Genomic DNA, 14252 nt, shown 5'->3' with positions numbered 1-14252 from the left:
CCTCGAACGGGACACTCCCCAAGCGACACCATCATAGGGTTGAATCACCGGGACCCGGACTCAGCGCAGGTTGATTCATCTTTCATTATTGCAATCTGCAAAGGCATTTTTGACGTCGTTCCCCCTCCGTCCAAGGGGCTGTCTTGGCGAATGATTACGCTACGATCCATCGTTACGTAAACTGGAGGTCGCGTTCTGTGCGCGACCCGACGGGACCTTCGTACGAGAGGAACGGGTCATGACCACATCCATCCGCAAGCTTGGCCAGAGCCGCACTGGCATCCCGATTCCTCCCAAAGCGCCTGGCGCCATGGGACCGGACGAGGCCAGACGGCCCCTGATCGATCCCATCGGAGATGCCCTCGATGAGGCGTCCCCCAGGCATGCGGTGAAGCCTGGAGAGGACCCCTTCCGCGAGCCGGGAACCACGCGGCGCGCGGGACTTGATGTTCCCACTTCGGTACTCGTCTCCGAGACTTCCCTGGCCAAAGCTGGGGTCGACGAAACCAGAATGACGACGCTCACGGCATCGGTCGCTCCGGCGGCCGCTTCGACCATCAATGGCAATGCCGACGACAACGAGCTCGGCAATCCGGACAGCGTCACGCCGCTCATCATTCACGGTGCCGCAGGATACGATACGCTCTGGGGCGGTGCGGCGGCTGATGAGATCTACGGTGAAGTTGATAATGACTCGCTCATCGGTGGGGCTGGAAACGACACCCTCGACGGCGGCGAAGACTGGGACACCGTGTCCTATCAGGAAGAGACCGGCGGGGCAGGCGTCGTGCTCAATCTGAGCGATTCGGCATGGATCTCCGGTGGCACGACCTATGAGTCGCTCACCGGTACCGACACATGGGGCGATCTCGATACCCTTCTGAACCTTGAAGTCGTCTACGGATCGATGTCCGGTGACGTGATTTACGCAGCCGATTCCCTGAATGGCTGGTACATCGACGGCGGCGACGGCGACGACACCCTGACCGGCGGCGGCAACGACGATACGCTGATCGGCGGAGCGGGGAACGATACCCTCGCCAATGGCGCCGTCGTCTATATCGGATTTGAGGCGATCAACGCCAATCTTACCACCGGTCGGGTCAGCGGCCAGGGTGAAGATATCTTGTCGGGAGTGACGTATCTTTACGGCAGCGAGGGCAACGACACCATTCGTGGCGGTCAATTCGCATCCACGATCGACGGCGGTTTCGGCAATGATGTTCTCTACACGGGCAGCTCGACCTATATCGACGCGAGTGTGGGTGCGGACACGGTACACGGCGCCATGGCGGCAGACGTGTTCATTAATCCGACCAACGACAGGATCAAGGCCAACGCAAGCACCGTGCTCACCTACGAGGACCTGACAGGCCCGTCCGTGGGGATCAAGGCCGATCTGGGTAACGGCTGGGTCGACGAATACGCCAATGGCACACGCAACGCGACGGACACATTATTCGGCGGGGTCGTGAATCTCGTCGGATCCGGCGGCAACGACACGATCTGGGGGAGCTTCTTCGGGAATACCCTGATCGGCGGCCAGGGCAATGATGAAATCCTGGGCTTTGAAGGGGCGGACTCCCTCCTCGGCGGAGACGGGAACGACACTCTCGCGGGCGGCTTCGATGGCTATACCGATACGCTGGTCGGCGGCCAGGGCAACGACCATTACGTGCTCGGCGACTTGGGCGATAAGATCGTCGAGGATGCCAATGGCGGGATCGACACGATCGAGACCTATCTCAACTATTCGCTTCAGGCGAATATCGAAAACCTGACCGCCCTGTACTCCGCTTCGAATTCACTGACCGGGAACGGTCTGAACAACGTCCTGACAGGTGGAAGCGGCGACAACACCCTGGATGGCGCTGCCGGCAATGACACGATGATCGGCGGCGACGGAAACGACATCTTCTACATCAACGATCTCGGCGACGTCGCCATCGAACGCAACGGCACGACCGGCGGCATCGACACGGTCTATGTCTCCGTGCGCAACTACGACGGTACCAAGCTCGCCAATATCGAGAACATCGTTCTCGTGGGCGACGGCAGCATCGCGGGGAACAACACGGCGCCCGAAATCGGCGGGCTTGCCACTCCCTTAAGCCTGACGATTGCCGACAACGAGGTCGTGAGTCCCTTCACGTCCATCACGATCACGGATGCCGACAGCGCCAGCGTCACCGCAATCGTCACTATGAACAACGGCTACGGCGAGCTGACGAATCTCGGCATCGGCACTTACGACGCATTGTGGCGGCGCTACACGGTCACCGGGACGGCCGAGCAGGTTCAGAACGCTCTGCGGAGCCTCGTCTATGATCCGAACGACCGGCCTACCGATGCTACCGGCAACACGCTGACGACGGCCTTCACCATCACGCTCACGGATGCGGAAGGCGCCACGGCGTCTCCCAACACGAATGTCTCCGTGACGAGCGTTACCGCCAACCGTGCTCCGTCGATTTCCTTCGTGCCGCAGACCTTCACGATCGCGGATACGGAGAACACGGATCTCGTCTCGCCGTTCACGCTTCTGGCGGTCAACGACCTGAATGCCAACGATGTGCTGACCGTGACCATCCAGCTCGACGCCGCCGAAAAGGGCGCGCTGGTGCCGGTCCAGGGCGGCACCTACGACGCGACCACGGGCATTTTCACCTTCGTCGGCACGCTCCAGCAGGCGCGGGCGGCCGTCGCAGCGCTTCTGTTCAATCCCACGGACCGTCCCATTGCGGAGAGCGGCTCCGTCGAGACAACCACGTTCTCGATCACGATCACGGATGCGAGCGGTGCGACGGCCTCGGCATCCAACATCGCCACGGTGCAGTCGGTGGCGACCGGCTATGTCAACCACGCGCCGACCGCGCCAGTCCTCTCGAATGGCGACATCTCCGACAAAGCGACGGCCGGCATGGTCGTTGGGGCGCTGACTTCCACCGATCCGGACGGCGATGCGCTCACTCTGACCTTCGACTGGGCCATGGTCGGCACGAATGGGCAGGTCAGCGCCGACGGCAAGTTCAAGATCGTCGACGGCACCATTGTGGTGAACGATCCGAGGCTCGTCCAGGTCGATCAGAACACGACCCTCATCTACACGGTGACATCCACGGATGGTCACGGCGGTACGACGTCGAGCACGATCACGATCGATGTGGCGGACGTAAACCACATTCCGACGGCACCGGTTCTCACCGGCAGCGCGATCTCCGAGACATCGGCCGCCCACACCGTCGTCGGAACCCTCTCCGCCACGGACGCCGACAGCGATCCGATCGAGTATACCTTCACGAATCCGCTCGCTGGCACAAACGGGCGTGTCAGCGCCGACGGCCGGTTCGAAATCGTGGACGGCACCATCCAGGTCAGGGATCCGTCCCTGATCCAGGTGAACAGCGACACCACCTTCACCTATGGGGTCTCTGCATCCGACGGCTATGGCGGGAGAGTTCCCAATACCATTTCGATCACCGTGTCGAACGCAAACCAGAGCCCCGTCGACGTTCAGCTTTCCAACACCACGGTCCTTGAACACACAGCTGTTGGCCGGACCATCGGCACTCTGATCGCGACCGATCCGGACCAGGACGCGCTCACCTACACCTTGCTCAACGATGGCGGCGGGCGCGTGGAACTGGTCAACAACCAGCTGCGCGTGAAGAACAACGCGAAAATCGACTACGAACAGCTCACCTCCTTCAAGATCACCGTCGCGGTCACCGACGGCACGACGAGCACGATGAAGGACTTCACGATCAAGATCCAGGATGTGAATCCCGAGAACGTGATTGGGACGGCCGGATCTGATTTGATCCGTGGCGGCAGCGGCAGGGACACGCTTTCCGGCGGAATCGGAAACGACACCCTGAGCGGCGGCGCAGGCAGAGACCTCCTGACCGGAGGCAAGGGAGCCGACGTATTCCTGTTCGACCGCAGCACTCCCACCGCAGCCGGTCCCGACTCTATCCAGGATTTCCGGATCGCGGACTATGATCGCATCTGCCTGTCCCGGAGCACCTTCACGGCCTTCAAGGCCGCCGATGTCGGCAGGCTGAAGGCGGGCGCCTTCGTCCTCGGCACGAAGGCGCTGGCTTCGGACGACCGGATCATCTACGACCAGGCGTCGGGCAAGATCTACTACGATGCCGACGGAACGGGAGGGAGCGCGCAGATCCACATGGCCACTCTCACAAATTCGGGCACCAAGCCGGCATTGACCTACGCCAGCTTCTACATCATCTGACCTATTTCTTCCTGTGCCAGGTCTCCCGGGGCGGTTCGCGAGTGCCGCTCCGGCGACGTTCAGGGGCACGGCATTGCGCGCCGAGCGAATCCGTTCAGGTGTGACAGGCCGTCGAACGAGCCAGTCCGCGCGGAAGTCCCATCAAGCGCGCTTACTCCGTCGCACTCGCCCTGTCGCCGCGAAGACGATCAGCGCCGTCACGCCGGTGCTCGCGATGGCGAGCGGCAACGGCAGCGCCGAGCCGCCGAGATTCCGACCCAACACGATGCCGAGAACGGCGGCAAAACTCATCTGGCAGATGCCAAGCAACGACGAGGCCGCGCCCGCGCGCTCAGGAAACGGCATGAGAGCCGAGGCCATGGCCTGCGGCATGGTGAGGCCCACGCCCAATGCGTAGATCGCCATCGGGCCTGTGATCGCGAGGGATGACGAGACGCCAGAGACGACGAGCGCAACCATCAGCACGCCGCCGATGGCAAGGCTCGTCACGCCAAAACGGATCGTGCCGTCCAGGCCATATCTGCTGACAAGATGCTGCGCGGAAAACGTGCCACCAATGTAGCCTACGACCATGAAGGCGAAGGAGAAGGCGTAAGACAATTCATCCAGATGATAGACGCCCTGCAGCACGAAGGATGAGGCGGAGATGAAAGCGAAGAGACCGCCATAGGCGAGCATCGAAAAGCTCACATAGGTGCGATAGCCCGGATGTTGCAGCAGCGTCCCGAAGCCTCTCAAAATCGAGCCGAAGGAGATCGGCGCATCGGATTTCCTGCGGATGCTCTCAGGCAGGCGCAGCAGAACTGTTGTGGCCAGTGCAATGCCGCAGATGAGCATCACACCAAAAGTGACACGCCATTCATAGAACTGCGCGATCAGCCCGCCAAAAACGGGTGCAAGCGCCGGCACGACACCCATGATCGTGCCCATGCGCGACAATTCCCGCCCCGCACGCGGCCCCTCATAAAAGTCGCGCACGATGGCGCGGCCCAGCACAATGGGACCTGAAGCGCCGAGCGCCTGAACAAAGCGCGCTGCGATCAGAACCTCGATACTGGGCGCCACCGCACAAATCAGGCTGGCCAGCGCAAAGAGCCCGAGTCCGAAGAGCAGCACGGGCTTGCGCCCGACCCGGTCGGAAATCGGCCCATAGAAGAACTGCCCTGCCGCGAAGCCGAAGAGAAAGGCCGACAGCGTGAGCTGCGTCTGTGCCTTGCTCGCCTGAAGACCCGCCGCAATTGCCGGCAATGACGGCAGGTACATGTCCGTCGAGAGAGGACCGAGCGCAGTGAGCAGCGCCAAGACGATTGTGAGGGCCAGGGTATCGGGCTTGAGCATGAAATGATCGTAGCAGAGACAGAGGCGTTCGGACCAAGCCGAAAAGCACCACCTGTCACGAGCTTGAGCCTTTGCGAATCCCTTAGACGAAAGCTCAGCGTCGCGTCCCTACGTGACTTCGGCGACCAGGCGAGAGAGACAGGGACTTTGTCGCGACCCATTTGTTTCAGAGTTCCCGCTATTGGGATGACGGTCTCAGTAGCGGGAACAGGCGTTCAAAGGTAAGCATTTCGATCGCTCAGTGATCCTGCTGTGCGTGCGGTGGTCTCGGGCTTATAGCCTGAGCCGGCCATCATCTCTTCGAGATGATGGCCGGGCCAAGCAACAGCCGTCGCTCGCTGAGCAGTTTGACCGACACGCCGCATGAGCGGATCATACGACCTCTGCGACTTTCTCATTTCCGCCTCGGATTTGCGACGGAACCGAGCTGACTTAGCGCATCGTCTAGAGCGAAAAANNTTTTCGCTCTAGACGATGCGCTGCTCTAGTCCTAACCGATGCGGTGAAGGGCGCTGCCGTAAGTCTTCAGCCAGGCTTCGGCCTCATCGGTGCGCGGGCAGAGCTGGTAGGTGATCTTCCAGAAGCGCTGGGAGTGGTTGAGCTCGCGTAAGTGAGCCACCTCATGGGCGGCGAGGTAATCCAGCACGAAGGGCGGAGCCATGATGAGACGCCAGGAGAAGTTGAGCGCCCCATTGGCCGAGCAGGAACCCCAGCGGCTCTTGGTGTCGCGCACGGTGATGCGCTTGGCGGGGATTCCGAGCTGAGCCGTGTGCTTCTTCACGGCTACCGCGAAATCGCGCTTGGCCTCAGCCTCGAGGAAATCGCGCACCCGGCGCGCGACATGGGCGGCGTCGCCCGCTACCGCAATAATCGGCTCGCCCGCACCGTCGCGGGTCGCCTGGGTGACACCCCGAATCGAGGACCAATGGACGATTCGGTGGGGTACCCCGCGTAAGGGAACGAGCGCCCCCGTCTCGAACAGCACCCGGTCGGGCACCTTGGCGAGGCGGCTTGCGATCCACTCGCTGTGGCTGTCGGCGAACTTTTGCGCCAAGCCCACATCGGTGCGCTCAGGAATGGTGAGGACGACCTCGCCCGTCGCGTGGGAGACGCGAAGCGTGATCCGTTTGGCCGTCGGACGCCGTTTGAGGGCCACTTTGAATGTCTGGCCCTCATGGGAAACTTTTAAATGAGGTGGGTCCGCAGGAACGCGGCGGAACAGAGCGGATTTCATGTCCGCAATCTGCCCGCTCACGTCGATTCTGTCAGCGCAGCCGTTTGCCGCTCCTAAGAACGTATGGAGAACAGACTCAGGCTCTTGACGTGGTCTTTCAGGCTGGTTCTCGGCTGTGATTCTCAACGAATTCAACGATTCGAGGAGCAATTTGAGCCCTGAAACGAGAACCGTTGAAGACGCCATAGTGACCGACCCCGGTTTGCAGGTGATAGAGCTTCTTGTCGGAGGGGAGATTGGGGGTCAAGTCCAGGGTCGCCAGGGTCTGGCCGACGCCTGAAATGTCGTCCTTCTCGCCTTCGATCGCCATGATGGCGCAGCGGCGAATGGCCTTGAGATCCACCGGCTGACCCCGGTGCATCATCTCGCCCTTCGGCAGCTGGTGCTTCACGAACACCGTCTCCACCGTCTGGAGGTAGAACTCGGCGGTCAGGTCCATGACGGCGAGGTATTCGTCATAGAAGTCGCGATGCTTCTCGGCCGAATCACCGTCACCTTCCACGAGGTGGTTGAACATCTCCCAGTGGGCCGTCAGGTGCCGGTCGATGTTCATGGCCATAAAGCCGGAAAGCTGCAGGAAGCCCGGATAGACATCGCGCCAGAAGCCCGGGTGGGTCGGCGGCACCTTCGCGATGCAGTGCTGCTTGAACCACTCGATGCCGCGCTCCTCCGCCAGCCGGTTCACGGCGGTGGGCGAGCGGCGGGTGTCGATAGGGCCGCCCATGAGAATCATGGAGCGCGGAATGCCCGGATCGTTCTCGGCCTCGAGCCGCGAAACGGCAGCCACCACCGGAACCGCCGGCTGGCACACGGCCATCACGTGCAGGTCCGGGCCGAACTCCCGGAACATGGCTTTGAGATAGTCGATATAATCGTCAAGGTCGAAGCGGCCTTCCGAGAGCGGCACCATGCTCGCATCCGCCCAGTCGGTAATCATCACCTGATGGGTGGGCAGGAAGGCTTCTACCGTACCGCGCAACAGCGTGGCGTAGTGGCCCGACATGGGGGCGACGATCAGAAGCTTAGGCTGACTCGCGGCGAGCGCATGGTCACGCTTGAAGGAGATCACGCGGCAGAAGGGACGCTCCCACACGATCTCTTCGGTAACGGCAACCTCCTGGTTGCCAAGAGTGGTGGTGGTGAAGCCGAATTCAGGCTTCGTGTAGCGGCGGGTGGTACGCTCGAAGAGCTCGCAGGCAGCGGAGACGGTGCGGCCGTAGGGCGTGTTGGTGAGCGGATTGCCGGGGTTGTCGAAGAAGAGCTTTGTAATATCAGACGCTGCGCGGGCGGGGCTTAGGAGCCAATGCGCCGTATCGTACCAGTAGTAAGAAAAATTCATCACATGTCCCCAAAGGCCGGGCGCCTGGTTTCTCCCGCACCGCGGGGTAGGCTTTATCCTCAACCGTAATTTTAAGATTAAAGTTCCTTCCGCTTATTGCAACAACATTGTCGGCGTAGCCGAAAACGCTTGTGCTTTACCTCCTTCGAAGCATATCCTCCGGCGACAAGTTAGGACTTCCTGCCTTTATGCTGTTGCTTGGCGAACGGTTTTAAAACCCTATTCTGTTCGTTCATGGTCGCCATCCCAGCCAATAGTCTCAAACCGTCGCCCCGGCAGTTGCGCCTCGACACCTTGGTCAGGCTCCGCTGGCTCGCGATTGTAGGGCAGGCATCAGCCGTCGCAGGCGTGCGCTTCGGTCTTGGATTCCCACTGCCCTTCGAGCTGTGCTTCCTCGTTATCGCTGCCTCCGTCTGGACCAACCTGCTGCTGCGCATCCGATATCCGGCAAGTCACCGGCTCGGCGACAATGCCGCCACGGCTCTGCTCGGCTTCGACATCCTGCAGCTGGCGGCGTTGCTGTATCTCACGGGCGGGTTGGAAAATCCCTTCGCCATGCTCTTCCTCGCGCCTGTGCTGATCTCGGCGACGGCGCTGACTCCGGAGAGAACTCTCGCTCTTGGCCTTCTCGCCGTGGGCTCCGCTACTTTTCTCGTGCTTGCCCACAGGCCGTTGCCGTGGTTTCCGGGGCAAACCTTGAGCCTGCCTTTCCTCTACGTGTCGGGGATCTGGACGGCGATCCTTCTCGGAACGGTGTTTATCGGCATCTATGCTTGGCGTGTCGCGGAGGAGGCCCGCCAGCTCGCGCAGGCGCTGGCCGCCACGGAATTGATTCTCGCCCGTGAACAGCATCTCTCGCAGCTCGACGGTCTCGCCGCCGCCGCAGCCCACGAGCTGGGGACACCACTGGCCACCATCGCGCTCGTCTCCAAGGAGCTTGGCCATGCCCTGCCGAAGGACGGCCCGGTGGCGGACGATCTGAAGCTCCTGCAGGAGCAGGTGGATCGCTGCCGCTCGATCCTCACCAAACTCACCTCCATGGGAGAGGAAGAAGAAGGCTTCCTGGAAACGATTTCCTTAAGCCATCTGGTGGAAGAGATCGTCGAGCCGCAGCGGGCCGTCGGTTTCGATGTACGGGTCCTGGCCCGCGGCGAAGGGCCCGAGCCTGTGGGCCGCCGCAATCCCGGCGTCGTCTATGGCCTGTCCAACATTCTCGACAACGCCACCGACTTTGCCGCCAGCCAAGTCACCATCGAGGCCTCGTGGACACCTCACGAGGTTTTCATCGAGATCCGTGACGACGGGCCGGGCTACGCGCCCGATATCCTGCTGCGGGTGGGAGAGCCCTATGTGACGACCCGCAGCGCGGCGAAACGCACGGAAGCCGACAATGACGAGGGAGGAGGGCTGGGCTTGGGGCTCTTCATTGCCAAGACGCTGATCGAACGCTCCGGCGCCGAATTGACTCTGACCAATGCCGCGCCACCTGCCACAGGAGCGGTCGCACGGATCGTTTGGCCGCGTCACGCGTTTGAAAAGGGTGCGGCAATTTCGCCGCAGGGAGAATCCAAGGGGTCTCTCAAAGAATAGAGGAAGAATTCCCATATTGAGGATGGGCCGGATCGGCCTGTTTCATGAAGGAATTGTTCCGTTATGCAAGGAGAAGTTCTGATGGCCGACGCGCCTGTTGCGTTCGAGGATCGTGCCGACAAGAGCCTCTTGATCGTGGATGACGACCGGCCCTTCTCGACCCGTCTCGCCCGCGCCATGGAAGGCCGCGGCTATCAGGTGCGCGTTGCCGAAAGCGTGGCCGACGGCATCGCCGAGATCGAAACCAGCCCCCCGGCCTTTGCCGTGATCGACATGCGCCTTGGCGACGGCAACGGTCTCGACGTGATCGAGCGGCTGAAAAACCGCCGCCCCGATGCGCGCGGCGTCATTCTCACCGGATACGGCAACATCGCAACCGCCGTGACGGCGGTGAAGATGGGTGCCTTCGACTATCTCGCCAAACCCGCCGATGCGGACGAGATCCATGCGGCTCTCATGGCCCAGCCGGGCGAGCGCGCGCTGCCGCCGGAAAATCCCATGTCCGCGGACCGGGTGCGCTGGGAGCACATTCAGCGGGTTTATGAATTGTGCGGCCGCAACGTCTCGGAAACCGCACGCCGGCTCAATATGCATCGCCGCACGTTGCAGCGCATCCTCGCCAAGCGCGCTCCGCGCTAATTCTTACAGGCGTCCATCCGCAATCCTGTCCGGATCGGCCAACGCATGCAGAGCCGATGCCGCCGCATGTGCAAAGCGTAGCGTCACCGCCTTGCGGCGCGCGCCGGCAAGCGGGTGATGCGCAGACTCGCGCATCACCGCTGCGCCGAAACTGTCTGCAATGATGAGCCCGCGATCTTCCGGCAGAATATCGAAGGGTACCGTTTCCGGCACGGCGAAATAGAACCGATCGCAGAAATCCTCGTAATCCGGCCATTTCCGGTCGGCCCGGAAATCCGCAACGCTCGACTTGATCTCGATGATGGTCAGAATGCCGTCTGGCGCCAGCGCGATGAGATCGGCGCGCCTGCCATTGGCGAGCGTGAATTCCGGCAGGGTCACATGACCGAGCTCGGCAAATAGCCGGCGTACGCCACGCTGAATTCCGGCGGCGACCGGCGATTGCCTTCCATCGGTGGGAAGAATGATGTTGGAAAGACGGGCTGCAGACGAATCGGACATGAAAAGCAGACTAGCCTCTCCGCTCATGTGTGCAACGGCAGGAATGTCGCGCGTGCGCCGATGCTTTTAGTGCAGCATCAGGTTGTGCGGTGAGAGGTTTTCAAGCATATCACGCAGCTCTTCCAGATGTGGATTGATGGAAAGAGCGATCTGGAAAGCCGCGCGGGCTTCGTTGAGATGCCCATGACGCAAGCACACATTGCCGAAGCCGGAAATTGCGCCGAAATGGCGGGGCTCAAGCCTCAAGGTCTGAGCAATATCGAAGAGGCTGTCGGCATCGCGCTTCTCGATATAAGCGAGCGTCGCGCGCTTGTTCCAGGCCTCCGCCCAATCGGGATGCTTGATGACGAGGTGATCGAGAAGCGGCCTGGCCTTCTGCAATTCTCCCGAAGCGATGGCCTCAATTGCCGCTGCCAGGGTTTCTTCCGCCAGCCGATCCTCGTGAGAGCTCCAGAGTGCCCAGATCTGGTCCTCGATCTCCTCGACCGGCCTGACGGGATCGACATCGGCCAGCTCCTTGAAGAGACGCTTCAAACGGCTCGGCAGCGCAGAAGAGGGCGTGCGGCCGGGAGTTTCGAGGATGAGCTGGAAAACCGGATCGACCGGCAGGGACGACGACATAATGGAGCCCGATCACCCTCTCTGGACATGCTGTAGGAAGGGTGAGATAGGCGCAAAGGCGGGAGCGGCGAGGGGCCAATTGCAGAGTTTGGGCTGGTCGGAAGGCATCGGCTTCGCTAGTTTCACCCCGAAAGCTCAACCCATGAGAAAGCTGTCGAGGGAGGTGGCATGGAGCGCGACCCGTTGCGCCTGGCGTGGAAGACCTCTCGGATTCGCCATGTCTTCGGATTTTGTCTTCTGGCGTTGGCCGGCTTCTGCCTGCTCGTCGGGCTCGAACTGATCCGCATCGTCGTGGACCGGGCCGTTGCAGGGGGAGCTTCCGACCCGCCCGCCCTGCTCCGCATCGTCCTCACCCCGCCCGCAAGCCTCTGGCCGGAATCGCTCGTGCTGTTTTCAGGCGTCGCGCTCAGCCCGGAAACCTTCACGCTTGCCTCCGTCGGCGGCATCCTGCTTGTTCCTGTCCTGATTGCGCTGCTGCTGATTCCCGTCGATGGAATCGCGGTCAGCATTGGCTCGCGGGCTCTGGCCAAGCTTCGCGCCTTGGCCCTCGAAGCCATCCTCAAGGCACCGCCTTCGGCTCAAGACGATCTCTCGACGGCGACCGCGCTCGCAGCCCATGGGCTTGCCCGCGAGAACTCGGTGCTGGGCTTGAGCCTGTTCGTTCCGGTCAAGCTCGGCGGCATGATCGGATTGGCGTTTGCCTATGTGCTCGTGATGGACTGGTATCTTGGTGCCAGCCTCGCTGTGACCTTAAGCGTCGGCGCCATCCTGAATGCTCGCCGCGCGTTGCTGCGGTTTGATGCGACGGCTGCACGCCGCAAGGAAGGCGAGAGCGCCGAAAGCATTCTGGCCGATCTCGAACACCGCATCCCGGCCATGCGCGCCCATGGCACGGGGTTTTATGAGCGGGACCGGGTGCACAATCTGCTCATCGAAGGCCATCGCCCCGTCGCGCGGCGCGAATACCGTCTGGCACTCGTCGATTCCACCGCTGCCATCGTGCTGATGCTCGCACCCATCGCGGTGCTGGCGTTTGGTGCATGGTTCGCCGGGTCCCGTCCGTTGACGGCAGGCATGGTGGCGGCCTGCGCTCTCGCCTCCGCGCTTGCGGCTTACGGCGTGCGCGAGCTCGTGCAGTGGCACCGCATGGCTTCGCGGGCTCGCGCTTTGCTCACCGATGTGGCGCGGAGCCTTTCCGCGCTTAAGCCGCGCGATATCAAGAAGGGAAAGGCGTCCCTTCCCGAGAACGGTGCCCTCGTGGCGCAGGGCGTCTCGGCCTATGACCCGGCGAGCGGCGCGCGCATCACTTCCGTCAATCTGAGCCTCGCCTTCCCCTCCCATGTCGCTCTCGTGGGCGATGGCGATTCCGGCCCCCGTCTGCTCGCCGCCCTCGTGAGCGGCCAGATTCACCCTTCCGTCGGCCGCATCGCCTATGGCGGCGTGGATCTGGTTGAGGCCAACCCTTTCGAGCGCAGCCAGCGCATCGCCTTTGCCGGCGAGACGGTGCTGATCGAAGGCAGCCTGAAGGAGAACCTGCTCTATGGCTGCCGGGCTCCGGCAGAAGAGCTCGAGCATCGGCTCTCGGAAGCCATCGCCGTCACGAGCCTCGACCGCCTCACCCATGCGCGCGGCCTGTCCGGCACACTCGATCCTCAAAAAGAACCCGCGATTGCAGCGGCTATCGTGGAGGCCCGCCGCCTCGTACAGGCGGCACTGGCCCGGGAGCAGCTCGACCGTTTCGTCGATCCGTTCGATGCCGCTCGCTACAACCGCTACGCCACGATCGGCGAAAACCTGCTGTTCGGAAAGCCGGTCGGCGACACGTTCCAGGAGGACAGGCTTTCCGCGCATCCTTACGTGCGGGCCGTTCTCGAGGCTAACGACCTCACCAAGATCTTGCGCCAGATCGGCCTGTCCATCGCATCGAGCATGATCGAGATTTTTGCCGATATCCCGGATGGGCATCCTCTCTTCGAGCGCTTCTCGTTCTTCTCGGCTGCCGACCGCGCCTATTTCCAGGATCTCGTGGAGCGCCAAAGCGGTCAGCGCCGTCCCGGACGCGATCAGGAGCGCCTGATTGGCCTCGCGCTCCGCTATAATGAAAGCCGCCACCGCTTGGGGTTCCTCGATGAGGCGCTCGCAGGGCGCATTCTGACCGCGCGGGCGGATTTCGCCCGCATGCTGCCGGTGAGCCTCAAACCTTCCATCGAGTTCTACGATCAGGCGCTCTTCTGCTCGGCCGCGAGCGTGCAGGACAACCTGCTCTTCGGGCGCATTGCCGCCGATCAGGCCGGCGCGGCGGAGGCTGTGCAGGGTGTCATCCGACACGTGCTCACCGAGCGGGGCCTTGATGGTGAAGTCTCCCGCATCGGGCTCGACCTGCCCATCGATCCTCAGGGCGATGATCTCAGCCTCACCGAAATCGCGGCTGTCGATCTGGTGCGCTGCCTCGTGCGCCGGCCGAGCATTCTCGTGGTTCAACGGGCGCTCGACGGCCTGCCGGGTCCGGCCGCGGACAGGCTGGTGGCCGCACTTCGCCGCTCCATGGTCGGGCGTGGGCTCGTCGTCGTCACGCCTTCGGTTTCTCCCGCCATGGATCATCCGCCCTTCGACGCCGTTATCCGTTTCGAGCGGGGCGAACCCGTGATGGTTCCCCGCATGCGACAGCCGGAGGCCTTAAGTGCATGAAAGGCCGCACTTGCCATTCGGCGGCGCCTGGGGTCATCTGATCATGTGCG

9 protein-coding genes are annotated in these 14252 nt (G+C 62.3%); 4 read left to right on the top strand and 5 right to left on the bottom strand.

The genetic code is table 11. From position 1 onward, the window contains the following. Window positions 1–238: 238 nt before the first annotated feature. A complete protein-coding gene (locus AA309_RS37185) occupies window positions 239–4252 on the top strand; it encodes a calcium-binding protein (RefSeq protein WP_047188054.1) in 4014 nt (1337 codons plus the stop codon). Between the two features lie 141 nt (window positions 4253–4393). On the opposite strand, the gene AA309_RS05985 is transcribed toward AA309_RS37185, so the two are convergent. The 3 genes from AA309_RS05985 to AA309_RS05975 form a co-directional block, all read right to left on the bottom strand. Continuing rightward, window positions 4394–5590 (bottom strand): multidrug effflux MFS transporter, encoded by a 1197-nt coding sequence (locus tag AA309_RS05985; protein WP_047188053.1) that lies wholly within the window; start codon window positions 5588–5590, stop codon window positions 4394–4396. A gap of 490 nt (window positions 5591–6080) precedes the next feature. After that, the gene (locus tag AA309_RS05980) at window positions 6081–6824 is read right to left on the bottom strand and encodes a M48 family metallopeptidase (protein ID WP_047188216.1); all 744 of its coding nucleotides are present in this window, start codon (window positions 6822–6824) and stop codon (window positions 6081–6083) included. Window positions 6825–6921: 97 nt separating this feature from the next. Beyond that, entirely contained in the window at window positions 6922–8163 is a 1242-nt protein-coding gene (locus AA309_RS05975) for a polyhydroxyalkanoate depolymerase (protein ID WP_047188052.1), read from the bottom strand. A 234-nt stretch (window positions 8164–8397) separates the two neighbouring features. Between AA309_RS05975 and AA309_RS05970 the strand changes: the two genes are divergently transcribed. Together AA309_RS05970 and AA309_RS05965 are read left to right on the top strand one after the other, a co-directional pair. Continuing rightward, the gene (locus tag AA309_RS05970; protein ID WP_047188051.1) at window positions 8398–9753 is read left to right on the top strand and encodes an ActS/PrrB/RegB family redox-sensitive histidine kinase; all 1356 of its coding nucleotides are present in this window, start codon (window positions 8398–8400) and stop codon (window positions 9751–9753) included. Between the two features lie 81 nt (window positions 9754–9834). Further along, window positions 9835–10392 (top strand): ActR/PrrA/RegA family redox response regulator transcription factor, encoded by a 558-nt coding sequence (locus AA309_RS05965; protein ID WP_150117406.1) that lies wholly within the window; start codon window positions 9835–9837, stop codon window positions 10390–10392. A gap of 3 nt (window positions 10393–10395) precedes the next feature. On the opposite strand, the gene AA309_RS05960 is transcribed toward AA309_RS05965, so the two are convergent. Together AA309_RS05960 and AA309_RS05955 are read right to left on the bottom strand one after the other, a co-directional pair. Further along, on the bottom strand, window positions 10396–10893 hold the full coding sequence (locus AA309_RS05960) for an MmcB family DNA repair protein (RefSeq protein ID WP_150117405.1): 498 nt from the start codon (window positions 10891–10893) through the stop codon (window positions 10396–10398). A gap of 66 nt (window positions 10894–10959) precedes the next feature. Beyond that, a complete protein-coding gene (locus tag AA309_RS05955) occupies window positions 10960–11514 on the bottom strand; it encodes a hypothetical protein (RefSeq protein WP_052954504.1) in 555 nt (184 codons plus the stop codon). Window positions 11515–11682: 168 nt separating this feature from the next. Between AA309_RS05955 and AA309_RS05950 the strand changes: the two genes are divergently transcribed. Continuing rightward, window positions 11683–14202 (top strand): ABC transporter ATP-binding protein, encoded by a 2520-nt coding sequence (locus AA309_RS05950; protein ID WP_047188048.1) that lies wholly within the window; start codon window positions 11683–11685, stop codon window positions 14200–14202. Window positions 14203–14252: the final 50 nt, after the last annotated feature.

Origin of the sequence: Microvirga vignae (assembly GCF_001017175.1) — a bacterium.
Classification (GTDB): domain Bacteria; phylum Pseudomonadota; class Alphaproteobacteria; order Rhizobiales; family Beijerinckiaceae; genus Microvirga; species Microvirga vignae.
The sequence above is the reverse complement of the archived record's forward strand: the minus strand, read 5'-3'. Positions and strand labels throughout refer to the sequence as shown.